Raw genomic sequence first — 23888 nt, forward strand, 5'->3', positions numbered from 1 at the left:
CGCCAACATCGCGGAATGCCTCGAACCGAGGCTTTCCATGCAGTGGTTCGAACAGCCCGTTGTTAACGGGTTGGCTCCGCATCGGCTTCGGCAAAGGCTTCACGGGCCAGGCGGAAACTGTCCACCGCCGCGGGTACGCCGCAATAAATGCCGACCTGGAGCAGGATTTCGCGAATCTGTTCACGGCTCAGGCCATTGCGCAGGGCACCGCGAATGTGCAATTTGAGCTCGTGGGGCCTGTTGAGCGCGGAAATCATGGCCAAGTTTATCATGCTGCGCTCTTTCAGCGACAAGCCTTCACGGCCCCAGACGTGACCCCAGCAATACTCGGTGACCAGCTCCTGCAACGGTTTGGTGAACTCATCTGCGTTCTGGATCGAGCGGTTGACGTAGTCCTCGCCCAGCACCTGGGTGCGGATTTTCAGACCCTTTTCGTACTTTTCATTGCTCATGTGCAGTACTCCGGCATAAAACAGGGGCCGCAACCGAGGGTGAGACGATTAGCGCGACCCCTGAAAACAGGGTCATCGGTGTTGGCTTTTTCGCGGGCTTGCCCGCTCCCACGGGTCCCAGGATCTGTGCGATACCTGTGGGAGCGGGCGAGCCCGCGAAAAAGCCAACACCGACTTCAAGATGTATCAGCCAAGCGGCGGCAGGGCGCCGAGCTTGCCTTTGTGGTAGACCATCGGGGTCTCCGGCTCGGCCGGCAACACCAGGTTCTTCACCGCGCCGACAATGATCGCGTGGTCACCGCCGTCGTACTCGCGCCACAACTCGCACTCGATGATCGCCGTAGCCTTGGCCAGCAGGGGGTTGCCCAGCTCGCTCAGGTGCCACTCCACGCCCTTGGCCTTGTCCTTGCCCTTGCCTGCGAAGGCATAGGCTTCGGCGGTCTGGTCGGCGGACAGCAGGTGGATGGCGAACTGCTTGCTGTCGCGCAGGATCGGGTAGGTGTCGGAGGCGTAGTTGGGGCAGAACAGCACCAGCGCCGGGTCGATCGACAGCGCGCTGAATGCACTGGCGGTGATGCCGACGATGCCGCCGTCGGCGTCCAGGGTGGTCACTACCGTGACGCCGGATGGGAAGGAGCCCATCACGTCTTTGTAGATGCCGGGTTCGATCATCTCGTGTTCCTCTTAGCGCATCACGAACGGGTCGGGCATCGGCGCGATGGACAAGTTGATCCACACGGTCTTCAGCTCGGTATAGGCCAGCACCGAATCGATGCCGCTCTCACGGCCGTAGCCGCTGTTCTTGAAACCACCTATCGGTGCCATGGCCGACACGGCACGGTAGGTGTTGACCCAGATGATCCCCGAACGCACGTCGCGGGCCAGGCGGTGGGCACGGCCCAGATCGCGCGTCCAGATGCCGGCAGCCAGGCCGAATTGCGAGTCGTTGGCTATGGCCAGTGCTTCTTCTTCGGTCTTGAAGCGGATCACCGCGGCGACCGGGCCGAACACTTCTTCCTGCATGATGGTCATCGCGTTGCTGTCGCACTCGAACAGGGTCGGCTCGTAGAACCAGCCGTCACCTTCAACGTCGGCACGCTTTCCGCCCATGTGCAGTTTTGCGCCTTCGGCCTTGGCTGCTGCCACCAGGCCTTCGACGACTGCCAGCTGTTGCGCGGTGGCCATCGGGCCCATTTCGCTGGCGTCGTCCTGCGGGTTGCCGATGCGGATGCGCTTGGCGCGGGCAATCAGGCGCTCGACGAACACGTCGAAGATTTCATCCTGCACCAGCAGGCGCGAACCGGCCACGCAGCTTTGCCCGGACGCGGCGTAGATGCCGGCCACGGCGCCATTGATGGCGCTGTCCAGGTCGGCGTCGGCGAAGATGATGTTCGGCGACTTGCCCCCCAGTTCCAGCGACAGCTTGGCGAAGTTTTCGGCACTGCTGCGCACCACGTGGCGGGCGGTGGCGGCACCGCCGGTGAAGGCGATCTTGCGCACCAGCGGGTGGCGGGTCAGCGCCGCGCCGGTGCTGGGGCCGTAGCCGGTGACCACGTTGACCACACCGGCCGGGAAGCCGGCCTCAAGGGCCAGTCGGGCCAGCTCGAGGATGGTCGCCGAGGCGTGCTCGGACGGTTTGAGCACGATGGTGTTGCCGGCAGCCAAGGCCGGCGCCAGCTTGATCGCGGTGAGGTACAGCGGGCTGTTCCACGGGATGATCCCGGCAACCACGCCGATTGGCTCGTGCACGGTGTAGGCGAACAGGTCGGGTTTGTCCAGCGGCAGGGTGCCGCCTTCGAGCTTGTCGGCCAGGCCCGCAGTGTAGTGGAAGAACTCTGGCAGATAGCCGACCTGACCGCGGGTTTCGCGGATCAGCTTGCCGTTGTCACGGCTTTCCAGCTGGGCCAGGTGCTCCTTGTTCTCGGCAATCAGGTCACCCAGACGACGCAACAGCTTGCCGCGCGCGGTGGCGGTAATGCTGCGCCACGCCTTGCTGTCGAAGGCACGCTGGGCGGCCTGAACGGCCAGCTCCACATCGGCTTCATCGGCGTCGGGCAGTTGCGCCCAGGCCTGGGCGGTGGCCGGGTTGAGGCTGTCGAAGGTCTTGCCGCTCTGGGCATCGCGCCATTGGCCGTCGATGCACATCTGGAAACGAACGAGGGTCATGCAACAATCCCCTTGGCGGATTCGGTGAGGGTGCGGGCTTGGGTGAGGAAGTCCAGCAGCATCTTGTTGACTTCACGCGGTGCTTCCACCGGCATCATATGCCGTTGCTCGGCGAGGACCACACTGCGTGCGCCAGGAATGCTGGCGGCGAGCTGGCGGGTCATGGCCGGGGTGGAGCCCGAGTCGAGTTCGCCGGTGGCGATCAGCGTCGGCACCTGGATACTGCCCAGGTCGTCGGCGCGGTACATGTCCTGAGTGGCGAACAGCGAATAAGTGGTGTGGTAACCCTGCGGGTCGTTGCTCGCCAGCACCTGGCGAATGGCGGCGACCTGCGCCGGGTTGGCAGCCTTGTATTCACGGCTGAACCAGCGGTCCAGGGCAGCATCGACGTTGGCGTCTGGGCCCAGCTCCGCCGCCTGGGCAGCGCGGGCGATCACCCCGGCACTTTGCTCGGGGGTGCGGTTGAACACGCTGTTGAGCACGACGAGTGCAGCCAGGCGCTGCGGGTAATTGAGGGCGAACGCACGGGCAACCAGGCCGCCCATGGAGAAGCCGATCACGGTGGCTTGTGCAATTTGCAGGTGGTCAAGCAGTTCGGCGAGCTGGTCGGCATAGCCTTCCAGCGGTGTGTCGGCGGCCGGTACGCGGCTTTGACCGTGGCCGAGCATGTCGTAGGCGATGACGCGGTAGTCGTTGGCCAGGCCAACGAACTGACCGCCCCACATTTCCTTGTTCAGGCCCACGCCGTGGATCAGTACCACGGGTTGGCCCTGGCCGACATCCAGATAGCTGGTGCCGGCAGGTGTGCGTTCAGCGACAGGCTGAATCATGGAGGGCGCTCCTTGAAGGTCGGGCGCGGCGGGTAAGCACGCCACGCCCCGGCCCGTCTTGGTTGTTGTTATTGAGCGTTGGCTTTTTCGGCAGCCAGTTCTTCCAGGTCGATGTAACGGTTGCCGATGCGCGGGTGCAGGCGGCCGCCATCGGCTGCGCCCAGGACCACGACGATTTCATCGGCACGCGGGGCATCTTCGATCTGCATTTCCAGGGTGATGTAGTGCGAACGCAGGCCTTCGTCGTCCTTCTGCATCATCGGGATCTGGATCGAAGTGCCTGGGCCGCCGCGCTTGTTGGTGAAGCTCAGGTAGCTCTTGGCCTGTACCGCCTCGCGGTAGTGGTTGCCGAAGCGCAGGGTATGGATGACGGCCGAGGCGTGCTCGATTTCGCCATCGGCGCCGACGACGGCGGCCTTACCGTAGGCCTCGATCTTGTCGGCGCCGCCAATGGCAGCAGTCAGGCGCTCGACCATCAGGGCACCCAGCTCCGAGCAGTTGGCGCGAATTTCCGGCTTCAGATCTTCAACGAAACCGCGACCGGCCCATGGGTTCTTGATCACGACGGCCAGGCCGACCATGGTCACCGGCTTGTCGGTGGCTTTGCCGCCTTCGATGCGGGTCTCTTCGGAGTAGGTGACGATCTTGCGGATTTCGAAACTCATGGATGGCTCCTGGTGAGGGTTATCAGCTCTTGTTGTCTGATGGTATACCATAATATTTGTTGTGCAAGAGGTGTCAGGAAATTTCTCTTGCCGGGGGACGAAAGGTGGCCTGATGCCTTGATTTCTCTGTTGTCTGTACTGGCCTCTTCGCGGGCTTGCCCGCTTCCACAGGGACTGCACAGGTTTCAAAAAAAAGCCCGCTCACGCAGGCCGAAGGGGCCCACGGGAGCGGGCGCGCCCCGCAATGATTCAGGCAATGGGAATTCAGGCGAACGCCGGCACCACTTCCTTGATGAACAGCTCGAGCGACTTCTTCTTCTCGGCGTGGGGCAAGCTGTTGTCGCACCAGAAGCTGAACTCGTCGACGCCCAGTTCCTGGTAGTACTTGATGCGTGCGATGATCTCTTCCGGCGTGCCGATCATGGTGTTCTTGCGGATGTTCTCCAGCTGGAACGCCGGCACTTCGGCGAATTTCGACTCCGGGCTCGGCTCCAGAAAGCCATTCACCGGGGTGGTCTTGTTGCCGAACCAGGCATCGAAGGTGCGGTAGAAGCGCGAGATCGCCTGGGCGCCGACCTTCCAGCCTTCCGGATCAGCCGGGCTGTGCACATGGGTGTGGCGCAGCACCATCAGTTGCGGGCGCGGCACGTCTGGGTTGTTGTCCAGGGCGGCCTGGAACTTGTTCTTCAGGTCCAGCACTTCTTCGTCCCCCTTCATCAGCGGGGTGACCATGACATTGCAACCATTGGCAACGGCGAAGTTGTGCGAGTCCGGGTCGCGGGCGGCGATCCACATAGGCGGCGTGGCGTTGAACGGCTTCGGTACGCTGGTGGAGGTCGGGAACTTGTAGATTTCACCGTCGTGGGCGTAGTCGCCTTCCCACAGCTTACGCACCACCGGTACCATCTCGCGCAGCGCCTTGCCGCCGTCGGTGGCCGGCATGCCACCTGCCATGCGGTCGAACTCGAACTGGTAGGCGCCGCGGGCCAGGCCCACTTCCATGCGGCCGTTGCTGATCACGTCGAGCAGGGCGCATTCGCCAGCGACGCGGATCGGGTTCCAGAACGGCGCGATGATGGTGCCAGCGCCCAGGCGGATCTTCTCGGTGCGCGCGGCCAGGTAGGCCAGCAGCGGCATCGGGCTTGGCGAAATGGTGTATTCCATGGCGTGGTGTTCGCCGATCCACACGGTGCTGAAACCGCCGTCTTCGGCCATCAGGGTCAGTTCGGTCAGGTCTTCGAACAGCTGGCGGTGGCTGACCTGTTCATCCCAACGTTCCATGTGTACGAACAACGAAAATTTCATGGGTTTTTCCTCAACGCTTGTTATTGCCCGTCAGTCAATCGGGCTTCAGTGTGGGAGCAGGCTGCGTCCAACTGCAGGCTTCAGGCAAAGGCCGGCAGGCTGGCCATCTTGCCGCGGCAGTACACCATCGGCCGTGGCGCTTCGGCAGGGACGATCAGGTTGTGTACCTTGCCGACCATGATGGCGTGGTCGCCACCTTCATATTCACGCCACAGTTCGCATTCGATGACGGCGGTGGCACCGGCCAGGATCGGGTTGCCCAGTTCGCTCAGGGTCCACTCGATGCCGCTGGCCTTGTCCTTTCCCTTCTTGGCGAACGCGTAGGCTTCAGCCTGCTGTTCACCGGACAGCAGGTGAATGGCAAAGCGCTTCTGCTTGATCAGTACCGGGTAGGAGTCGGAGGTGTAGTTGGGGCAGAACAGCACCAGCGGCGGGTCCATCGACAGGGAGGAGAAGGCGCTGGCGGTCAGGCCGACGACCGAGCCGTCGTCGTCCTGGGTGGTGATGACGGTAACGCCGGACGGGAAGGAGCCCAGAACGTTCTTGTAGACAGTTGCGTCGATCATCGGGAGTACCTCTGAAGGGCTGCGGTGGTCCGCGGTTTTTATCGTTGATGTGTCTGATGGTATACCGTAATACCTATTTTGCAAGCGGAATTTTCAACCCTGCGTTTTCGCGATGAACGGCCCAAAGCCACGAAAACCGTGGCCTTGAGCGGTGAGGCGGTTTGTCGCAGGGGTTTCGCAAGCGGATCAGTGGCCGTTTTTTCATGCGGATCAGTGTTGTCAAAAGTTTGGAATACCATAATATGGTCCGCAGCTGAGAGGCCGCCTTGATGCGGTTTCCTTACAAAGATAAAAACGACCTTTCGAGCTGAAAACCATGTCCCAACCGTCGTCGCAACACCAGTTTGTCGAGAATCACACGGTCGATTACGTTCCACCTGCCGAGCGCCATGGGAAGGCGCGCGACCTGTTCACCCTCTGGTTCAGTACCAACATTGCGCCATTGCCTATCGTGACCGGCGCCATGGTGGTCCAGGTGTTCCACCTGAACCTGTTGTGGGGCCTGATCGCCATCGTGCTGGGCCATCTGGTCGGGGGCGTGGTCATCGCCCTGGCCTCTGCACAGGGGCCGCAGCTGGGCATTCCGCAAATGGTGCAGAGCCGTGGCCAGTTTGGCCGCTACGGTGCCTTGCTGATCGTGTTCTTCACCGCGCTGATCTATGTCGGCTTCTTCATTTCCAATATCGTCCTGGCGGGCAAGACCATTCACGGCATCGCGCCGAGCGTGCCGATGCCCGGCGCGATCGTGATCGGTGCCCTGAGTGCGACTGCCATTGGCGTGATCGGCTACCGCTTTATCCATATCCTCAACCGCATCGGTACCTGGGTGATGGGCTCGGCGTTGCTGGCCGGTTTCATCATGATGTTCGTCCAGGATCTGCCGGCGGACTTTTTCAGCCGTGGCGCGTTCAACCTGTCGGGCTTCATTGCCACCGTGTCGCTGGGTGTGATCTGGCAGATCAGCTTCTCGCCGTACACCTCTGACTACTCGCGCTACCTGCCCCGTGAAGTGGGCATTGCCAAGCCGTTCTGGGCCACTTACTTCGGCGCCACCCTGGGCACCATCCTGTGCTTCAGCTTTGGTACGGTGGCGGTGCTGTGCGTGCCGGAAGGCACCGACGCAATGGATGCGGTGAAGCAGGCCACCGGCTGGCTGGGCCCGATCCTGATGGTGCTGTTCCTGCTTAACATCATCAGCCACAACGCCCTCAACCTTTACGGCGCCGTGCTGTCGATCGTGACCGCGATCCAGACCTTCATGGCCGAGTGGACGCCGAGTATCAGGGTACGGGTGATCCTGGCCTCGATCATTCTGGTGGGCTGCGGGATGGTGGCACTGAATGCCTCGGCGGACTTCATCGGCCAGTTCATCGGCCTGATCCTGGCGCTGCTGCTGGTGCTGGTGCCGTGGGCTTCGATCAACCTGATCGATTTCTACCTGATCAAGAAGGGCCAGTACGACATCGCCTCGATCTTCAGTGCCGACGGCGGCATCTATGGCCGCTTCAACCACCACGCGATCATTGCCTATGCCTGCGGCATCCTGGTGCAGCTGCCGTTTGCCAATACTTCGCTGTATGTGGGGCCGTACTCGAACATTGTCGAAGGGGCTGACCTGTCGTGGCTGTTCGGCTTGCTGGTGACCGTGCCGCTTTACTACTGCCTGGCGACGCGCGGCAAGGCTGTCGAGAAGGCGGGGCGGGTGGTAAGCGTCAACGACTGATAGACCGCTGTTGCTGTAGCCGGGGCCGCAATGCGGCCCCGGCTGTTTTGGATCAAACCTTGAACTGCGCCACCATCCCGTTCAGGTCCACCGCCAACCGCGACAGATCCTGCGCCGCCGCACTGGTCTGGTTCGCGCCCGCCGACGTTTGCATCGCCAGGTCACGAATATTCACCAGGTTCCGGTCCACCTCGCGTGCGACCTGCGCCTGCTCTTCCGAGGCACTGGCAATCACCAGGTTGCGCTGGTTGATCGAAGCAATGGCCTCGGCAATCACTTCCAACGCCTGCCCTGCGCTTTGTGCCACTTCCAGCGTACCCGTGGCGCGACCCTGGCTGCTGTGCATTGCTGTCACTGCCCGCTCGGTGCCGTTCTGAATCCCGGCAATCATCTGCTCGATCTCTGCCGTCGATTGCTGGGTACGGTGGGCGAGGGCGCGTACCTCGTCAGCCACCACGGCAAACCCACGTCCTGCCTCTCCGGCCCGTGCCGCCTCGATGGCGGCGTTCAGTGCCAGCAGGTTGGTCTGCCCGGCAATTGCACCAATCACGTCCAGCACCCGGCTGATCTCGTTGGCGTTGCTGGCCAGCTGCTCGATCTCAACTGATGTGCCGGTCACATCCGCTACCAGATGCTGGATGGATGCCAGCGCCTGGTTGACCTGGTCGCGGCCATCGCGGGTGGTCTGGTCAGCGCCTTTGGAAGCATCAGCAGTGCTGACCGCGTTGTTCGCCACTTCCTCGACTGCCGCAGTCATCTGGTTCACCGCCGTGGCGGCCTGGTCGATTTCTGCACTTTGCTGATGCAGGCCGCGGCTGGTGTCTTCAGTGACGGTGTGCAGTTCTTCCGAGGCCGAGGCCAGTTGGTCGGAAGACGCGGCGATCTGGCGAATGGTATCGCGCAGGCTGCCCTGCATCCGGCTCAGGGCGCGCAATAGCATGGCCGGCTCATCGCGGCCGGTTACCCGTATCTCCCGGGTCAGGTCGCCGGTCGCCACGCGCTCGGCCACAGCCAGCGCGTCGGCCAGCGGCACGACGATACTGCGGGTGAGCACGGTAGCGATGGTGGCAAGGGCCAGCATGATCACCACCAGTGAGGCAACCAGCGCGGTGAACGCTTCGTCCGCTACGTCGCTGCTGCGCTGCGAGGCTTGTTCGGCACCTGTGCCGTTATAGGCGATCAACGCTGCCATGGCCTGCATCATGCTGTCGGCGCGCTGAGTCAGCGGGCCGCTGATCTGCTGCTTGGCGTCGTCCATGTGCCCAGCTTGAATGCCTTGCAGCACACGGGTCTGTAATTCGAAATAGTGCTGATAAGCAGCGCTGAAGGCATTGAACAGGGCGCGGTCATCGGCAGCGATGATCGTGTCGGCATAATCCTTCAGCGCATTATTCAGCTCGGTATTGATGCCGTTGAGCATCTGCAGGTTGCGCTCGCGGTCACTGGGGTTGTCGTCCAGCGCGGCACGCAAGGTGACGGCGCGGGCACGCCCGAGGTTGGTGCTGATGTCACCGAGGGCTATTACGGCCGGCATCCAGGTCACCCGGATTTCATCCGTGGCCTTGTCCATCTGCCGGGTTTCGTAAAGTGCGATCAAGCCCATGAACAGGACCAGGATGCCCAACAGGGCGAACACGCTTGCAGCGCGAATGCCGATCTTCAAATTCCGTAACTGCATGGAATGCTCCTTGACGGTGGCGTGCAGGCCTCAGGAGCTTGGGTGGATGGCCGGGTCACCGGTATGGCGCCAGGCTCTTGATGCGCTGCGGAGTTGTTTGTGTGTCTCACCCTCGTGACTTTTTTGATTTCAATGATGCCATATGGCCATCATTATTGAACAGCCATTCAATGTAACGGCCAAAACTGACAAAACCGCCAATTGTTGACGGTTTTGTCAGGAAAACGCCGTTAAACGATGGCGATCATTGGGTCCGCCGCAGCCAGCGCCAAGGCGCGGTCAGCCGCTGGCGGGTAAATCCATACCGAGTTGATCTGGCGCTTGAGGGCCTTGCCTTCCTGGCCGTGCAGCTTCAATTCGCGCTCCCAGCCTTCGCTGAAGGCGGCGCCCCAGTCGCCCAGGTCCAGGCAGGTGACGTATTTGGGCTGGCGATACAGCACCGGCTGCAGGCCGAGCAGGTCGGCGGCGGCGTTGTTACCGGCGTGGCGGCCCATGGGGATGGCGTGCTGGCACGTCATCAGGGCATGGTTGCCCAGGTCATCCACCGCAGCCCAGGCGGTGTCGCCGGTGGCGTAAACGTGCTCCTGGCCCAGCACTTTCAAATGGCCATCCACTTTCAGCCTGCCGAAGGTATCGCGCTCGCCGGCAACGTGCGCCGTCAACGGACTGGCCTTGACGCCAACGGTCCAGATTACCGTGTTGCTGGCGATGTGCTCGCCGTTGTCCAGGGTGACTCCCGCAGCATCGACAGCCACCACCGAAGCGCCGGCCAGCCATTCGACCCCGGCCTGTTCACACGCGGCAACAATCGACGGTGTGATCCCTTCACCCAATGCCGCCCCCACTTGCGCACCACGGTCGACCACCACTACCCGCAATGCCGCGTCGGCCCCGAAGATCGAGCGCAGGCGAGTAGGCATTTCGGTTGCGGTCTCGATGCCGGTGAAGCCGCCGCCGCACACCACCACGGTATTGCGAGTTGGCGAAGCGGGCAGGGCGGCCAGATCGACCAGATGCTGCTCCAGGCGCATGGCCGATTCCATCTGGTCGACATCGAACGCATGCTCCGCCAGGCCTGGTACTGCCGGGCGGGCAACCTGGCTGCCTGCGGCCAGGATCAGGCGGTCGTAGGCGATGCGCTGTGGCTGGCCGTGGGTATCGGTATAGCTGACGCTGCGACCTTCGGTGTCGATGCTGTCGGCGTTGCCCGGGAAGAAGTGAATGCCCACAGCCTCGAACAGATCACCCAGAGGCGCCTTCATGCCATGCACGTCGGCCTCGTAAAAGCGCGGACGAATGCGCAGTTCCGGCTGTGGCGCCAGCACGCTGATGCTGAGGTCGGCACGTTGCGCCTGGTCGAGTAGGCGGGCAGCGCTCAGGGCGCTCCAGACACCGGCAAAGCCGGCACCGATGATCAGGATGTTGGATTTCATGAAGGTGCTCCGCAAGGTTCGAAGAGGGCATCGGGGGCCAGCTGTATGGCCTTCGAGTAACTACGACTATATCGGTCGTAGTTTCCTTCGGCAAGGGCTTTTCCCTTTGCGGTGGAGCAACCTTTTGACACCTTGTTTTGTCAGTGCCGGGGCATCGGCGTAACATGTACGACAAAATCGGTCGGAGATTTGAATGTCGCTTTACAGTGCTGGCGTGGAATACGGTATCCATTGCCTGTTGTTTTTAGTCGACGAGCGCGGTGAAACTCGTGATTCCAGCGTGCGCGACCTGGCCGAGTTGCAAGGCGTGCCGCAGGAATACCTGGCCAAGGTCTTCACCAAGCTGGCCCGTGCCGGGCTGGTGGCGGCCACCGAAGGCGTGCGCGGCGGCTTCCGCCTGGCGCGGCCGGCGGCGCAGATCAGCGTGCTGGATATCGTCCATGCCATTGATGGACCAAAGAAGATCTTCGATTGCCGCGAGGTGCGCGAGCGTTGCACCTTGTTCGACGGCTCGCCGCCGCGTTGGGCGACCGAGGGTACCTGTGCGATCCACGCAGTGATGCTGGGGGCGCAGAAGCGCATGGAAGCGTCATTGGCACAGCAGACTGTGCTGGACCTGGCCATGCGCTTCGGGCGCAAGGCCCCGGCTGAATTTGGCCAGCAGGTCGATGCCTGGATGGGTGAGCGGCGGGAGGCCAAGGGGGCTGGGGATATTCCGGTAGACCAGGTGTGAAGGGCTTGCCCGAACCGGCCTTTGCGCGAGTAGGGAAGTACGCCGATCAGCGCCCTTCGTGTTGGCGCCGATAGGCCCCAGGCTGCACCCCCATGGCCTTGGCAAACGCCCGGGTAAACGCCGCCACCGACTGATACCCCACCTGCGCACCCACTTGCTCCACGGTATTACCCGCCCGCAGCAACTGGCTGGCATGGCGCATGCGCAGTGCCAGCAGCACCTGCCCTGGCGATTGCCCCGCCAGTTCGTTGAAGCGCTTGAAAAACGCAGACCGCGATAAGCCGGTGCAGGCGGCCATGCTCTCCAGCGTCCAGGCTTGCCCCGGTTGTTCGATCAACTGCTCCAGCAGCCCGGTAAACGCTGGCTGGCGAGCGAGGGCGACAAGCCCGCCCAGTGACTGCCCGGCAATGACCTGCTGGCGCAGCACGTACAGGAACAACAGGTGCGTCAAGCGCTCCAGCAACGCCTGCGACGGGCCGGCGGCCCGCCGGCATTCTTCCAGAATGAGCTCGAACAGCGCCCGCGCCGCACTGCCGGCGGGGTCTTCGGCGCGCAGCAGGATCCAGTCGGCCAGGCCTTCGACAATCAGTGAAGACAGGCCGGACTGGAAATGGAAGAAGCCGCAAACCAGCCCGACGCCGTCGCTGGCTTCGCTATCCAGCGCCTGCATGGCCTGGCGCGGTTGGGCACAGGCGTCGACCGGGTCCTGATCGCTGGACAAGCGATAGGCAAGGTCGCGCAACAGGAATACGGCATCTCCCTTCTCCAGGCGCACCGGTTGCGGCAGGCCGTCAATGTGCAGCCAGCACTGCCCTTGCACCACCAGGTGGAAGCTGGCGCGGCCCATGCCCTGGGTGCTGGCATGCCAGCCACCGCAATAGCGCCCGACATGAAACAGGCTGGCATCGAGCTCCAGGCCCTCTAATAACCAATCGACAAGGTGGCTGGACGAAATCATCTAATACAAAGACTCAGGAACAAGGAAAGGCGACTGATGAATATGGAGGGTAGTTCTTATAACCAACAGACTGTAGTGACACTCATCAAAGGAGATCACTGCATGTCCTCGCGCATTACTTTACACACGCTGCAGAGCGCCCCGGAAGCGGCACGGCCGTTTCTTGAGAATGCCCAGAAGAATTCCGGCTTCATCCCCAACCTGCTCGGCGTGCTGGCCAACGCCCCGGCGGCGCTTGAAACCTACGTGACCGTTTCGGCACTCAATGGCAAGTCTGAGCTTGGCCTGGCCGAGCGTGAAGTGGTGCAACTGATCGCGGCCACCCAGCATGGCTGCGACTTTTGCGTGGCCGGCCATACGGCCGTCGCGCTGAACAAGGCCAAGCTGCCGCAGGAGGTGGTCGATGCTCTGCGTGCCCGTGGCGAACTCCCCAACGCCCGCTACGAAACCCTGGCCGCCTTTGCCCGCGAAGTGATCGCCACCCGTGGCAATGTCAGCGAAGCCACCTACCAGGCCTTCCGTGAGGCCGGCTTCAGTGAAGGCAACGCCTTGGAGGTGATTCTGGGCGTAAGTCTCGCAACCCTGTGCAACTTTGCTAATGTTTTCGCCCAGACGCCACTCAACGAAGAGCTTGGCAAATACCGCTGGCAGCCTTCTGCGTAGCCCACCTGTGATAATGGCCCTTACCAGGCCGTTGTAGGAGCGGCCTTGTGCCACGAACGGGCCGCAGAGCGGCCCCGGCGTTATCAAAGGAGCAAGACCATGCAAGATTGTGCATTTCGACACTGGCTGGATGCCAATGCCGAGGCCATCGACCGGGGCCTGTGCGAACCGCAGCAGGTGCTGGCGCAGATCGCAGAATCGCAGCTGTTGCGCACAGGGGTCGACCCAGCGCTGGGCGGTACGGGCGGGCAGGTGACCGATGCGGTCGAGGCCATCGCCGCCATTGCCAGCCGCTCATTGGCTGCGGCTTTCGTCTGCTGGGGCCAGCGTGCCTTCATCGAATACCTGCTGCACAGCCCCAACCAGCCCCTGCGTGAGCGCCTGCTGCCGCGCCTGTTGACCGGTGAATTGGCCGGTGCCACCGGGCTGTCCAACGCCATGAAGTTCCTGTCCGGTATCGAAGCGCTGCAGGTGCGTGGCCGCCCGGCAGCCGATGGCTGGCACCTGGAAGGGCGACTGCATTGGGTGACCAACTTGCGTAAAAGCGGCTTCGTGGTGGCGGCGGCCATCGAGGATGAAGCCGGCGGCGCGCCGTTTGTGCTGGCCATTCCTTCCGACGCTCAAGGCCTGGAGCGTTCTGATGATCTACAACTGATGGGCCTGCAGTCGAGCAACACGGCAGCACTGGCTTTTCACCAGGTATCGCTGGCACGCGACTGGCTGCTGCATGAAAATGCACGCGAATTCCTGCCACGGGTACGCCCGGCATTCCTGGCGCTGCAATGTGGCATGGCCATCGGCCTGGCGCGACGGGCGCTGGAAGAGGTTCACGCGCACCTGCATGGCCGAGCGTCGTTCCTCGACGAAGCCTGTGAGGTGCTTAGCGAACGCCTGGAAAACACCGTCAGCGAACTCAAGCAGGGCTTGCTCGACGGTCGCTTCCAGCAGCAGCCGGCGGCCTTGTTCAAGCTGCGCATCATCCTGGCTGAAAGTGCTGCCGACGCAGTACAACTGGAATTGCAGGCCAGTGGCGGCAAGGCTTACCTCAGCGAATACGGCGAAGGGTTTGCCCGCCGCTGGCGGGAGTCGGCCTTCGTGCCGATCGTCACGCCCAGCCTGGTGCAATTGCGCGCCGAACTGCAGCGCCAGGCGGGCGTTGCATGAGCGCAGTGTTGCTGAAGGCCTGTGACATCCGCCTGGGCTACCCGCGTGAGGGGGGTTGGCAGCAGGTGCTGGCGCAGTTCGACCTGCAGCTGGCGCCAGGTGAAGTCGTGAGCATTCTTGGCCCCAGTGGTGTGGGCAAGTCAAGCCTGCTGCGGGTGCTGGCAGGCCTGCAGCAGCCTGGCGGCGGTAGCGTGAGCTTGCACGGCCAGCCGCTGCAGGGGCCGCACCCGCGTCTGGCGGTGGCCTTTCAGGACCCAAGCCTGCTGCCATGGCTGAGCCTGGAGAAAAACGTCGCCTTCGGCCTGGACTTCGCCCGTCAGCCCAAGCTGGCGGATGCCGAACGCCGTGCACGCATCGACCATGCGATTGCGGCTGTGGGCCTGGCCCACGCGCGTGGCCAGTACCCGGCGCAGTTGTCTGGCGGCATGGCCCAGCGCACCGCGCTGGCCCGCTGCCTGGCACGCCAGCCCGAAGTCTTGCTGCTGGATGAACCCTTCGGTGCGTTGGATGAGGTGACCCGCGCCGACATGCAGCAGCTGCTGCTGCAACTGATCGCCACGCACAAGACCGCGGCCGTGCTGATCACTCACGATATCGACGAAGCCCTGCTGCTGTCAGACCGGGTTCTGCTACTGGGCAACCACCCAGCGCACATCCTTGGCCAGTGGCACATCGACCTGCCGCAACCGCGCACGCAGAGGGTCGAAGAGCTGGGGGCCTTGCGCATAGACATCCTCAAAACCCTTCGGCGGGCAAGCCGCACAGTCGAACCTACCCCAACCCCTTTGCCCTCGGAGGCTGTCCATGTGCATGGATGACTGCTGTTCTTCTTCTTCGCGTCGTGACTTCCTAAAGCTCGGCGCCATGCTCACTGCTGCCGGTGCATTGCCGTTGCTGTCGAGCTTGCAGGCGCGTGCCGCTGCCGAGCCGGACGCGCCGGTGCGTATCGGCTACCTGCCGATCACCGATGCCACGCCGCTGCTGGTGGCACATAACAACGGCTTGTTCGAGGCCGAAGGCATCCAGGCCGAGCGCCCGGTGCTGCTGCGCAGCTGGGCGCAGGTGATCGAGGCATTCATTTCCGGCCAGGTCAATGTCATCCACCTGCTTTCGCCGATGACGGTGTGGGCGCGCTATGGCAGCAAGGTGCCAGCCAAGGTGGTGGCCTGGAACCACGTGGGCGGTTCGGGCCTGACTGTAGCGCCGGATATATCCGACGTGAAACAGCTTGGTGGCAAGACAGTGGCCATTCCGTTCTGGTACTCGATCCACAATGTGGTACTGCAACAGTTGCTCAACGACAATGGCCTGACGCCCGTGTCGAAGCCGGCCAATGCGCAACTGGCCGCCAACGAGGTCAACCTGCTGGTGCTGCCACCGTCCGACATGCCACCCGCACTGGCCAGCAAGCGCATTGCCGGCTACATCGTTGCCGAGCCGTTCAACGCACTGGCCGAGAACCTCAAGGTGGGCCGCGTGCAGCGCTTTACCGGCGATGTATGGCGCAACCATGCGTGCTGCGTGGTGTTCATGCACGAGCATGACCTGAATAACCGCCCGGAATGGTCGCAGAAAGTGGTCAACGCCATCGTCAAGGCCCAGCAATGGACCCGTGACCATCGCACCGAAGCCGCCGCACTGCTGTCCCGGGCGGGCCCCAACAAGTACACCCCGCACGAGCCTGCGGTGCTGACCAAGGTCCTGGCGCCCGCCGCCGAAGACCGTGCTGGCTACATTGCCAGTGGTGCCATTCGCCATCAGCAGTGGGACGAAAAGCGCATCGACTTCCAGCCATACCCGTTCCCGAGTTACACCGAAGAGCTGGTCAAGCGCCTGAAAACCACCCTGATCGAAGGCGACAATGCCTTCCTTGCCGGGCTGGATCCGGCGTATGCCGCCCGCGACCTGGTCGACGATCGCTTCGTGCGTAATGCCATCGCGACAGTGGGTGGCCCGTCGGTGTTCGGCATTGCCGACAACTTCGAGCGTAGCGAGGAGTTTGCGGTCTGATGCGCACCCATGTCGTACATGCCGGCCTTGGGCTGGTCGGGTTGCTGGCCTTGTTGCTGTTATGGTGGGCCGGTGTAGCACTGTTCGGCCAGGCCGACGGCCTGTCGGCGCGCTTTTCGCCGGCGGCAACCCTGGCCAGCCTGGTCGAGCTGCTGGGGCAGGGCGAGGTCTATGGGCATATCTGGGTCAGCCTCAAGCGCATCCTGATTGGGCTGCTGCTGGCGCTGCTGATGGGTGTGCCGCTGGGCTTGCTGGTAGGCAGCTACCGGCACCTGGAGGCGGCGACCACGCCAGCATTCCAGTTTCTGCGCATGATATCGCCATTGTCGTGGATGCCTGTGGTGGTGATGCTGATGGGCGTGGGTGACCAGCCGATCTACTTCCTGCTGGCGTTTGCCGCGTTGTGGCCGATCTTGCTGAATACGGCGGCAGGGGTGCGTCAACTGGACCCGCGCTGGCTGCAACTTAGCCGCAGCTTGAGTGCAACGCGCTGGGAAACCTTGTGCAAGGTGATTGTGCCGGGGGTGATCGGTCACGTGCTGACGGGCGTGCGCCTGGCCATCGGTATTCTGTGGATTGTGCTGGTGCCGTGCGAAATGCTTGGGGTGAGTGCGGGGCTTGGGTATTTCATTCTTGATACCCGCGACCGGCTGGCGTATTCCGAACTGATGGCGATGGTGCTGCTGATTGGCGTGCTGGGGTTTGTGCTGGATGCCCTGGCGCGTGGGCTGCATCGGCGCTGGGTGCATGGCTGAAAGGCCAATGGGGCTTCTTCGCGGGCTCGCCCGCTCCCACAGGTACATCACCGGCCTTGGGCCTTACGGTATTCCTGTGGGCGCGGGCAAGCCCGCGAACAGGCCATCGGATCAATGCACGGTCTTGCGCTGGCGCACACATTCCTGGGCCTGAGCGGTCAGCTCATCCAGCCGCTCATCGCGCATCTGCTCCGCTTCGATCATTGCATCCTCACCCTGCTGGTTAAGCAGATAGGTGTGAATCTGCAGCACTTCAGCCGTCTGATAAATCGGCGCAATGTCCAGGCGCCCGATCAGCGCACCACTGGGCTGGCCGGTACTGCTCATCAGCACCTGCGGTCCATTGGCGGCCACCACTTGCATGCCCATCGCCTCGAACCACGGCACCTGGTTGGCAAAGGCGTTCAGCTCCACGCAGGCATGGCGCGACCGCAGGTCGCCCAGTAGAGCACGGGCGATGCCCTGGCGGCGATGGCTGGCGCACACGGCCAGAAAGGCCAATGCACAGGCCCGTCCATCGTCCTGGGCTGGCAGCGACAGCGCAAAGCCCAGCAACTGGTCCGGTGCTTCGGCATCCAGCGCCAAGGTAAGTGCCACCGCCAGACCGCGGGCGCCGTCCAGCGCTTGCAGGTACTGGTGGACTTCCATGCCGACGCCGTACTGGTACAGCGGGTACAGCGGGTTGTCGACAGCGATGGCGACACTGCTCAATTCGCCGACATTGTGAATGACCAGCTCGCGGATCTGGTTCTGGAAAGATTCGGGTGGCACGCTGTCGAGGCGGCTCAGGATGAACATCTGGGGGCTCCGGCGGATGAGAATACGACCCGCGCTGTGTTGGCGCGGGTGTACAGTCTAACCGGTTTTGCCGCATCAGCCGTGTGCCTGTAAGGCACCGAGCATCAGGTCGAGGTTTTGCACGGCAGCACCAGAGGCACCTTTGCCCAGGTTGTCGAACACTGCGGTGAGCAGTACCTGGCCATGCTCGGGGTTGGCGTACAGCGCCAGGCGCAGGTCATTGCTGCCGTTCAATGCCTCGGGGTCGAGGTTTGCCGCAGCGCCGCCCTGATGCAGAGGCATCACCTGAACATGGCGGGCACCCTGGTAATGCCGTTCCAGGCAGCCTTGCAGCTGCTCGGCGCTGACCTGTCCAGGCAGCAGGCGAAGCTGCAGCGGAATGCTCAGCACGATGCCTTGGCGGTAGGCGCCATAGCCGGGCATGAACATCGGCCGCGCCGACAACCCCGCGTGCTGCTGGATCTCCGGTACGTGCTTGTGCGCCAGCTCCAGGCCATACAGCTGTAGCGCCGGCGCTTTGGCGGCGCCGGGCTGTTCGTGCCGCTCGACCGCCGCGCGACCACCGCCGGAGTAGCCAGACACGGCGTGGATGTTCAGGGGGTAGTCCGCAGGCAGCAAGCCAGCCTTGACCAGTGGGTGCAGCAGCGCGATGGCGCCGGTGGGATAGCAGCCGGGATTGCTGACACGCGTACTTTGCGCGATGCGCTCGGCTTGCTGTTCGTCAAGCTCCGGCAGGCCATACACCCAGCCTGGTGTGGTGCGGTGCGCCGAGCTGGCGTCGATCACCCGCACCTGTGGGTTGTGGATTGCGGCCACGGCCTCGCGGGCGGCGTCGTCGGGCAGGCACAGCAGGGCGATGTCGGCGCTGTTGATCGCTTCGCGGCGGCGTTGCGGGTCCTTGCGCTCGGCCTCGGGGAGGGTCAGCAGGCGAAGATCGCTACGGCCCTGCAGGCGGGCATGGATCTGCAGGCCTGTGGTGCCTTGGTCGCCGTCGATGAAAACAACAGGGGTGTGCATGCTCGGGGTCCGGTTGGGGAAAGATAGCCTATGCTCGCCCGTAGCGTTGGTAATGAAAATTTGAATATGATGATCGATACATTCAGGTTTTCTGAATGAGTTTTGAAACCCGTGGTGAACCTGTGGGTTTACCCGCAAAAGGGCCGGCTCTGAACAATGCGCGAAATCAGCCTCGACCGCCTCCGCACATTGGTGGTCATCACCGACCTGGGCTCCTTTGCCGAGGCCGCCCGCCAGCTTAACCTGGCGCCGCCCACCATCAGCTTGCACGTGGCCGAGTTGGAGGCGCGTATCGGCGCCCCGTTGCTCACCCGCACCCGCGGCCAGGTGCGGCCTACCGTCATCGGTGAAACACTGCTGGGGCGTGCCCGACGCCTGCTGGCGGACGCTGACTTGGCGCTGGACGAAGTACGCCGGCAGGTCGAAGGGTTGACCGGGCGTGTGCGGCTGGGCGCCTCCACCGGTGCCATCGCCCATTTGCTGCCGCAGGCGCTGGCGCGCCTGCGTGTGGAGCACCCGGGGATCGATGTGCAGGTCCAGGTGCTGACCTCCCAGGCGTCGCTCGCGCGCTTGCGTGAGGGCACACTGGATATCGGCCTTGTGGCCTTGCCGCAGGTGGCCGGCAAAGGGCTGACGGTTACCCCCTGGCGGCGCGACCCGATCCTGGCGTATGTGCCGGCCGACTGGCAGCCACCGGTCAGGATCACCCCGGCCTGGCTGGCGCAACGGGCGTTGATCCTGAACGACAGCACCACCCAGCTGTCGCGGGTTACCGGCGAATGGTTTGCAGCGGCGGGGTTGTACCCCGAACCGCGGATCGAGCTGAACTACAACGATGCGATCAAGAGCCTGGTCGGCGCCGGGTACGGGGCGACCTTGTTGCCGCAGGAGGGGGAGGCGACCGAACTGGACCGGCGCATTGCCCGCCGACCGCTGCGGCCGGGGTTGTGGCGGCAGTTGGGTATTGCGTGTCGGGAAGGGCAGGTGGAGCGGGCCACGGGGTATGTGCTGGAGGCGCTGGAACGGTTGCGGTAGGGGGGGGCCGCTGCTGCAAGACCTGTGGCAGGCCTGCACGTTCCAGCCCCGACGCCTTGCCGAACTCAGAACCAGCGATCGTTCTTCTTGCGCCCACGGGTCAGTGCCGGCAGGATCAGCCCCGCCAGCAAGCCTGCACCGGCAATGCTGCCGCCATACACCATGTAGCGCATCATCACCTGCTTGTTCTCATCCCCCAGGCGGGCCTGGGTATCGCGCAGGTCCGACTGGCTCTGATCGAGCTGCTCGTTCAGTGCCTTGTTGCGTGCCTCCAACTCGTCAATCAGCTGCTTGCGCGAATCAAGCGTTTCCTGCATGCCCTGTACGCGGTTCTTCCAGCTGTCGTCGATGGTCTTCAACTGCCCGGTCAGTTCGGTGACCTGGGCATCGAGCAACGGCAGGCGCTCGTTCTGCCCGGGCACTGCCTGCAGGTCGTTGCTGAGGATCCACACCACATCGCCGTTCTGCCCGCGCACCTGGCTGTAATTGCCCTGGCTGCCGAGCAGGGTCAGCTTCTGCCCGGACTTGAGCGTGCCGACAATGCGGTGCCCGTCGGTCGGGCCGCTGCGCACGTAGGTGCTCAGGCTGTCACTGACCCAGCGTGCGTCGCTGGCAGGCTCTTCGGCGTGCACGGGGGCGGCCAGGCCCACCAGGGCGGCAATCAGGCCGATGCGCAGGGCAGGGAGGGCGGAAGCATTTGGGCGGGAATCGGGCATGTTGGGTCTTCGCTGAAACAGGACAAAAAGTAGGCCCGGTGACTGGGCCGATGAACCGGTCGGTGAGTTGACCGTCAGCGAAAGACCGTTTTTTTGTCAGCAGGTTCACTGCCTAGTGTCGGAAATGTCTGCAGAATGTTGCAGTGCCCGCCCCAGAGCGCTGCGTTGCCGATGACGCAATTGTAATGCGCCGATCACCTTGGCGTTATCTGCCGGCCGTCAATCTTGGCCCGCCGACATAACAACAAATGCGACGTTCAAGGAGCATCGGATGACGTGCAGATCACCCCTGACACTGGCTGCTTGCCTGGCGCTGGCCGGCGTTGGCAGCCAGGTTGTTGCTGCAGAAAAAAGTGCGGACGGCTTCATGGAGGGCAGCACCCTCAGCGTGCTTAACCGCAACTTCTACTTCAACCGCGATAATCGCGATTCTGTGGCCCCCACACACAACCCGAGCAAACAACCTGACAACGGCTACTCCGAGGCCTGGGGGCATGCCGTGATTACCCGATTCGAGTCGGGCTTCACCCAGGGCACCGTAGGTGTTGGCCTGGATGCGTTTGCCATGCTTGGCCTCAAGCTCGACACTGGCGGCGGCCGCAACGGCGGGCGCAGTTCTTTCGACGTATTGCCGGTTGACCGCGACGGCCAGGCACGTGACGAATACACCAAGGTGGGGGGCGCGGCCAAGCTACGACTGTTCGACACGGTACTGAAGGTGGGGGATGTGTTCCCGGCCAACCCGGTGGTGGCGGCTGGCGACTCGCGGCTGCTGCCGGAAAGCTTCCGTGGGGTGACCCTGGAGAACACCAGCATCAAGGACCTTACCCTGCAAGCCGGGCGTCTGCATGCCATGAGCCAGCCGATGTCCAGCGACCTGCGGGAGAACTTCGTGACCTTCTATGGCGGCCCGGTCGATTCGCCCTGGATCGCCTACGGTGGGGGGGATTACAGGCTCAATGAGCATGTCAGCGTCAGCCTGTTCAGTAGCCGGCTCAAGGACGCGTGGAACCAGTACTACGCCGGCACCAGCCTGAGCTGGCCACTGAGCGAGGCGCTGGCGCTGATTGGCGGTTTCAACTATTACAAGGCTGTGGATGAAGGGCAGCAGCGCCTGGGCGCCTTTGACAACGACATCTGGAGCGCCAAGCTGGGTGTGCGCTTTGGTGCTCACACCCTGGCCCTGACGCACCAGCGCAACAACGGCGACGACGACTTCGACTACCTGCGTCAGTCCGACTCGATCTTCCTCGACAACTCCATCCAGTACAGCGACTTCAACGCGCCCAAGGAGCGTTCGTGGATGCTGCGTTATGACCTGAACATGGCTGCCTACGGCGTACCCGGGTTGTCGTTCATGACACGCTACGACAAGGGTACCGATGCTGACTACTCCAATGCCAACGCCACCTACATGCGCCGTGACGTTGCGGGCAACCCGCTGACCGACCAGAAACGCTGGGAGCGTGACATCGAGGTGAAGTATGTGGTGCAGACGGGCGCGGCCAAGGACCTGTCGTTGCGGGTTCGCCAGGCCACCACCCGGGCCACGGCGTTCGAGTCGGACCTGGACGAAGTGCGGCTGATCGTGGAGTACCCGTTGTCGATTCTGTGATTCCACCTTGGCAACCTTGTTGCTCCTTTGGTTTGGGTGGATTTTCTGGCGCTCCGCTTGGGGCGCTTTTTTTATCGGCTTGATCGCCTATCAAACCTGCATTTGCATCAGGTTTTCAGGTGCTACCGGTACGCCGGGGCTATGGGGCTAGACTCAAGGCTCACCTTCGATCGTGGAGCAAGACCATGACTGCCAAGAACACCGTCTGCCTGTGGTATGACCACGCTGCCGAAGAGGCGGCGAACTTCTATGCCCGAACTTTCCCCGATAGCCGGGTGGTCGCTGTGCACCAGGCACCCGCCGATTACCCTTCAGGCAAGCAGGGCGATGTGATCACCGTGGAATTCACGGTAATGGGTATCCCGTGCGTGGGGCTCAATGGTGGATCGGCCTTCAAGCACTGTGAGGCATTTTCGTTCCAGGTCAGTACCGTGGACCAGGCAGAGACCGACCGCTTGTGGGAGGCCATTGTCGGCAACGACGGCGAGGCCAGCGTTTGCGGCTGGTGCAAGGACAAATGGGGGATTTCGTGGCAGATCACTCCACGCATCCTCATCGAAGCCATCGGCCACCCCGACCGTGCGGCGGCCAAGCGTGCGTTAGAGGCCATGATGCAGATGGGCAAGATTGATGTGGCGAAGATAGCGGCGGCGTTGAAAGGTTGAAGCGGGTCTGTGTTTCAGCAGGCGCGGCCTCGAATCGCGAACGGGCTGCGTGGCAGCCCGTGGTTTTCGGGTTGGCGCCGTCAGTTGCTGGTTACTTCGGCCTCTGCCGCTGTCTTGGCCGATGCCTTCTTCTCCTGCACCACAATGTAGAACTCCTCCCCATGCTTCACCGCCCCATACAGTACGGCCTTCTCGATCAGCTCGTTGCCGCGCAGGTGGCGCAGCATCATCGGGTCCTTGCGCAGGTCGCGGTACAGCGCCAGGCATAGCAGCACCATCACCACCACGAATGGCAAGGCCACGACGATGGTCAGGTTCTGCAGCCCGGTCAGCGCCTCGCCAGGGTTGCCTGGGTCGCCGATCGCCAGCATGATCGCCGCCACCGTACCAGTCAGCGTCCCCCAGAAAATCACTGTGCGTCGCGATGGCGCGGTGGTGCCGTGTTCCGACAGCGTGCCCATCACCAGCGAAGCGGCGTCGGCGCCCGAAACAAAAAAGATGCCCACCAGGATCATCACCAGCACCGAGGTTGCCGAGGCCAGCGGGTAGCTGTCCAGCAACTGGTACAGCGCGTGATTACTGTTGACCGCCCCGTTGGCCAGCTGGAAGGCGCCCTCGCGCACGGCCTCGATGGCGGCGCCACCGAAGATGGTGAACCACACCAGGCTGACCAGGCTTGGCACCAGCAGCACCCCGGTAACGAACTGGCGAATGGTGCGACCGCGGCTGATACGGGCGATGAACATGCCCACGAAAGGCGTCCAGGAGATCCACCAGGCCCAGTAAAACACGGTCCAGCCGGCCAGCCAGCTGTTCATCTGCTCGCCGCCGCTGGCGTTGGTGCGGGCCATCATTTCCGGCAGCATCTTGATGTAGATGCCGAGCGAGGTCGGCAGCAGGTTGAGCATCAGCAGCGTCGGCCCGACCATGAACACGAACAC

The 23888-nt window shown here is 63.1% G+C and carries 24 protein-coding genes; 10 read left to right on the forward strand and 14 right to left on the reverse strand.

Annotated features, from left to right (window positions below):
• Positions 1–62 precede the first annotated feature (62 nt).
• From BJQ17_RS06595 to BJQ17_RS06625, 7 genes are all read right to left on the reverse strand, one after another.
• Complete coding sequence (locus BJQ17_RS06595; protein WP_003256073.1) at positions 63–452, reverse strand: carboxymuconolactone decarboxylase family protein; 390 nt, start codon at positions 450–452, stop codon at positions 63–65.
• Positions 453–638: 186 nt separating this feature from the next.
• Positions 639–1124 (reverse strand): flavin reductase family protein, encoded by a 486-nt coding sequence (locus BJQ17_RS06600; protein WP_070095793.1) that lies wholly within the window; start codon positions 1122–1124, stop codon positions 639–641.
• A 12-nt stretch (positions 1125–1136) separates the two neighbouring features.
• Positions 1137–2618 carry an aldehyde dehydrogenase gene (locus BJQ17_RS06605; RefSeq protein WP_070095794.1) on the reverse strand — a complete coding sequence of 494 codons (1482 nt, stop codon included), beginning with the start codon at positions 2616–2618 and terminating at the stop codon, positions 1137–1139.
• On the reverse strand, positions 2615–3448 hold the full coding sequence (locus BJQ17_RS06610; RefSeq protein ID WP_003256070.1) for an alpha/beta fold hydrolase: 834 nt from the start codon (positions 3446–3448) through the stop codon (positions 2615–2617). The genes BJQ17_RS06605 and BJQ17_RS06610 overlap by 4 nt, the downstream gene beginning before the upstream one ends.
• 68 nt (positions 3449–3516) lie before the next feature.
• Positions 3517–4113, reverse strand: a complete 597-nt coding sequence (locus tag BJQ17_RS06615; RefSeq protein ID WP_003256068.1) for an amino acid synthesis family protein — start codon at positions 4111–4113, stop codon at positions 3517–3519.
• A gap of 264 nt (positions 4114–4377) precedes the next feature.
• Positions 4378–5418, reverse strand: a complete 1041-nt coding sequence (locus BJQ17_RS06620; protein ID WP_003256063.1) for an LLM class flavin-dependent oxidoreductase — start codon at positions 5416–5418, stop codon at positions 4378–4380.
• An 80-nt stretch (positions 5419–5498) separates the two neighbouring features.
• Positions 5499–5984, reverse strand: coding sequence for a flavin reductase family protein (locus BJQ17_RS06625; protein WP_003256061.1), 486 nt, complete (start codon positions 5982–5984; stop codon positions 5499–5501).
• Between the two features lie 316 nt (positions 5985–6300).
• On the opposite strand from BJQ17_RS06625, the gene BJQ17_RS06630 reads away from it, so the two are divergent.
• On the forward strand, positions 6301–7707 hold the full coding sequence (locus tag BJQ17_RS06630) for a cytosine permease (protein ID WP_003256059.1): 1407 nt from the start codon (positions 6301–6303) through the stop codon (positions 7705–7707).
• 52 nt (positions 7708–7759) lie between these two features.
• Here the strand turns inward: BJQ17_RS06630 and BJQ17_RS06635 are convergent, their stop codons facing one another.
• Positions 7760–9385 (reverse strand): methyl-accepting chemotaxis protein, encoded by a 1626-nt coding sequence (locus tag BJQ17_RS06635; RefSeq protein ID WP_003256058.1) that lies wholly within the window; start codon positions 9383–9385, stop codon positions 7760–7762.
• A gap of 230 nt (positions 9386–9615) precedes the next feature.
• Entirely contained in the window at positions 9616–10818 is a 1203-nt protein-coding gene (locus BJQ17_RS06640; RefSeq protein ID WP_003256056.1) for an NAD(P)/FAD-dependent oxidoreductase, read from the reverse strand.
• 193 nt (positions 10819–11011) lie between these two features.
• Here BJQ17_RS06640 and BJQ17_RS06645 point away from each other — a divergent pair, with 193 nt between their 5' ends.
• Positions 11012–11551, forward strand: a complete 540-nt coding sequence (locus BJQ17_RS06645) for an Rrf2 family transcriptional regulator (RefSeq protein WP_003256055.1) — start codon at positions 11012–11014, stop codon at positions 11549–11551.
• A 46-nt stretch (positions 11552–11597) separates the two neighbouring features.
• Here BJQ17_RS06645 and BJQ17_RS06650 read toward each other — a convergent pair whose 3' ends face one another.
• Positions 11598–12509 carry an AraC family transcriptional regulator gene (locus tag BJQ17_RS06650; protein WP_003256054.1) on the reverse strand — a complete coding sequence of 304 codons (912 nt, stop codon included), beginning with the start codon at positions 12507–12509 and terminating at the stop codon, positions 11598–11600.
• 102 nt (positions 12510–12611) lie between these two features.
• Here BJQ17_RS06650 and BJQ17_RS06655 point away from each other — a divergent pair, with 102 nt between their 5' ends.
• From BJQ17_RS06655 to BJQ17_RS06675, 5 genes are all read left to right on the forward strand, one after another.
• The gene (locus tag BJQ17_RS06655) at positions 12612–13172 is read left to right on the forward strand and encodes a carboxymuconolactone decarboxylase family protein (protein ID WP_003256052.1); all 561 of its coding nucleotides are present in this window, start codon (positions 12612–12614) and stop codon (positions 13170–13172) included.
• Positions 13173–13271: 99 nt separating this feature from the next.
• A complete protein-coding gene (locus BJQ17_RS06660) occupies positions 13272–14336 on the forward strand; it encodes an acyl-CoA dehydrogenase family protein (RefSeq protein ID WP_003256051.1) in 1065 nt (354 codons plus the stop codon).
• On the forward strand, positions 14333–15154 hold the full coding sequence (locus BJQ17_RS06665; protein WP_003256048.1) for an ABC transporter ATP-binding protein: 822 nt from the start codon (positions 14333–14335) through the stop codon (positions 15152–15154). The genes BJQ17_RS06660 and BJQ17_RS06665 overlap by 4 nt, the downstream gene beginning before the upstream one ends.
• A complete protein-coding gene (locus BJQ17_RS06670; protein WP_019751100.1) occupies positions 15141–16346 on the forward strand; it encodes an ABC transporter substrate-binding protein in 1206 nt (401 codons plus the stop codon). Before BJQ17_RS06665 ends, BJQ17_RS06670 begins: the two co-directional genes overlap by 14 nt.
• Positions 16346–17101 (forward strand): ABC transporter permease, encoded by a 756-nt coding sequence (locus tag BJQ17_RS06675; RefSeq protein ID WP_003256045.1) that lies wholly within the window; start codon positions 16346–16348, stop codon positions 17099–17101. The genes BJQ17_RS06670 and BJQ17_RS06675 overlap by 1 nt, the downstream gene beginning before the upstream one ends.
• A gap of 111 nt (positions 17102–17212) precedes the next feature.
• On the opposite strand, the gene BJQ17_RS06680 is transcribed toward BJQ17_RS06675, so the two are convergent.
• Positions 17213–17899, reverse strand: coding sequence for a GNAT family N-acetyltransferase (locus BJQ17_RS06680; RefSeq protein ID WP_003256043.1), 687 nt, complete (start codon positions 17897–17899; stop codon positions 17213–17215).
• Between the two features lie 75 nt (positions 17900–17974).
• A complete protein-coding gene (gene argC, locus BJQ17_RS06685) occupies positions 17975–18916 on the reverse strand; it encodes an N-acetyl-gamma-glutamyl-phosphate reductase (protein WP_070095795.1) in 942 nt (313 codons plus the stop codon).
• Positions 18917–19072: 156 nt separating this feature from the next.
• Between argC and BJQ17_RS06690 the strand changes: the two genes are divergently transcribed.
• The gene (locus tag BJQ17_RS06690; protein WP_070095796.1) at positions 19073–19951 is read left to right on the forward strand and encodes a LysR family transcriptional regulator; all 879 of its coding nucleotides are present in this window, start codon (positions 19073–19075) and stop codon (positions 19949–19951) included.
• Positions 19952–20016: 65 nt separating this feature from the next.
• Here BJQ17_RS06690 and BJQ17_RS06695 read toward each other — a convergent pair whose 3' ends face one another.
• Complete coding sequence (locus BJQ17_RS06695) at positions 20017–20667, reverse strand: TIGR04211 family SH3 domain-containing protein (protein ID WP_010954473.1); 651 nt, start codon at positions 20665–20667, stop codon at positions 20017–20019.
• Between the two features lie 271 nt (positions 20668–20938).
• On the opposite strand from BJQ17_RS06695, the gene BJQ17_RS06700 reads away from it, so the two are divergent.
• Positions 20939–22282 (forward strand): OprD family porin, encoded by a 1344-nt coding sequence (locus tag BJQ17_RS06700; protein WP_070095797.1) that lies wholly within the window; start codon positions 20939–20941, stop codon positions 22280–22282.
• A gap of 185 nt (positions 22283–22467) precedes the next feature.
• A complete protein-coding gene (locus BJQ17_RS06705) occupies positions 22468–22947 on the forward strand; it encodes a VOC family protein (RefSeq protein ID WP_070095798.1) in 480 nt (159 codons plus the stop codon).
• An 80-nt stretch (positions 22948–23027) separates the two neighbouring features.
• Here BJQ17_RS06705 and BJQ17_RS06710 read toward each other — a convergent pair.
• A partial coding sequence (locus tag BJQ17_RS06710) for a BCCT family transporter (RefSeq protein WP_175442712.1) occupies positions 23028–23888 on the reverse strand: 861 nt, incomplete at its 5' end.

It is taken from the genome of Pseudomonas sp. NBRC 111139, assembly GCF_001753955.1.
GTDB classification, from domain to species: Bacteria; Pseudomonadota; Gammaproteobacteria; order Pseudomonadales; family Pseudomonadaceae; genus Aquipseudomonas; species Aquipseudomonas alloputida.

What these genes read in the sequence shown, in the direction of transcription:
- BJQ17_RS06605 (WP_070095794.1), bottom strand. Translation starts at nt 2,618, where the DNA reads ATGACCCTCGTTCGTTTCCAGATGTGCATCGACGGCCAATGGCGCGAT.
- BJQ17_RS06670 (WP_019751100.1), top strand. Translation starts at nt 15,141, where the DNA reads ATGTGCATGGATGACTGCTGTTCTTCTTCTTCGCGTCGTGACTTCCTA.
- BJQ17_RS06600 (WP_070095793.1), bottom strand. Translation starts at nt 1,124, where the DNA reads ATGATCGAACCCGGCATCTACAAAGACGTGATGGGCTCCTTCCCATCC.
- BJQ17_RS06630 (WP_003256059.1), top strand. Translation starts at nt 6,301, where the DNA reads ATGTCCCAACCGTCGTCGCAACACCAGTTTGTCGAGAATCACACGGTC.
- BJQ17_RS06680 (WP_003256043.1), bottom strand. Translation starts at nt 17,899, where the DNA reads ATGTTCATCCTGAGCCGCCTCGACAGCGTGCCACCCGAATCTTTCCAG.
- BJQ17_RS06655 (WP_003256052.1), top strand. Translation starts at nt 12,612, where the DNA reads ATGTCCTCGCGCATTACTTTACACACGCTGCAGAGCGCCCCGGAAGCG.
- BJQ17_RS06700 (WP_070095797.1), top strand. Translation starts at nt 20,939, where the DNA reads ATGACGTGCAGATCACCCCTGACACTGGCTGCTTGCCTGGCGCTGGCC.
- BJQ17_RS06645 (WP_003256055.1), top strand. Translation starts at nt 11,012, where the DNA reads ATGTCGCTTTACAGTGCTGGCGTGGAATACGGTATCCATTGCCTGTTG.
- BJQ17_RS06675 (WP_003256045.1), top strand. Translation starts at nt 16,346, where the DNA reads ATGCGCACCCATGTCGTACATGCCGGCCTTGGGCTGGTCGGGTTGCTG.
- BJQ17_RS06595 (WP_003256073.1), bottom strand. Translation starts at nt 452, where the DNA reads ATGAGCAATGAAAAGTACGAAAAGGGTCTGAAAATCCGCACCCAGGTG.
- BJQ17_RS06665 (WP_003256048.1), top strand. Translation starts at nt 14,333, where the DNA reads ATGAGCGCAGTGTTGCTGAAGGCCTGTGACATCCGCCTGGGCTACCCG.
- BJQ17_RS06660 (WP_003256051.1), top strand. Translation starts at nt 13,272, where the DNA reads ATGCAAGATTGTGCATTTCGACACTGGCTGGATGCCAATGCCGAGGCC.
- BJQ17_RS06610 (WP_003256070.1), bottom strand. Translation starts at nt 3,448, where the DNA reads ATGATTCAGCCTGTCGCTGAACGCACACCTGCCGGCACCAGCTATCTG.
- BJQ17_RS06695 (WP_010954473.1), bottom strand. Translation starts at nt 20,667, where the DNA reads ATGCCCGATTCCCGCCCAAATGCTTCCGCCCTCCCTGCCCTGCGCATC.
- BJQ17_RS06705 (WP_070095798.1), top strand. Translation starts at nt 22,468, where the DNA reads ATGACTGCCAAGAACACCGTCTGCCTGTGGTATGACCACGCTGCCGAA.
- BJQ17_RS06690 (WP_070095796.1), top strand. Translation starts at nt 19,073, where the DNA reads ATGCGCGAAATCAGCCTCGACCGCCTCCGCACATTGGTGGTCATCACC.
- argC (WP_070095795.1), bottom strand. Translation starts at nt 18,916, where the DNA reads ATGCACACCCCTGTTGTTTTCATCGACGGCGACCAAGGCACCACAGGC.
- BJQ17_RS06615 (WP_003256068.1), bottom strand. Translation starts at nt 4,113, where the DNA reads ATGAGTTTCGAAATCCGCAAGATCGTCACCTACTCCGAAGAGACCCGC.
- BJQ17_RS06620 (WP_003256063.1), bottom strand. Translation starts at nt 5,418, where the DNA reads ATGAAATTTTCGTTGTTCGTACACATGGAACGTTGGGATGAACAGGTC.
- BJQ17_RS06640 (WP_003256056.1), bottom strand. Translation starts at nt 10,818, where the DNA reads ATGAAATCCAACATCCTGATCATCGGTGCCGGCTTTGCCGGTGTCTGG.
- BJQ17_RS06625 (WP_003256061.1), bottom strand. Translation starts at nt 5,984, where the DNA reads ATGATCGACGCAACTGTCTACAAGAACGTTCTGGGCTCCTTCCCGTCC.
- BJQ17_RS06635 (WP_003256058.1), bottom strand. Translation starts at nt 9,385, where the DNA reads ATGCAGTTACGGAATTTGAAGATCGGCATTCGCGCTGCAAGCGTGTTC.
- BJQ17_RS06650 (WP_003256054.1), bottom strand. Translation starts at nt 12,509, where the DNA reads ATGATTTCGTCCAGCCACCTTGTCGATTGGTTATTAGAGGGCCTGGAG.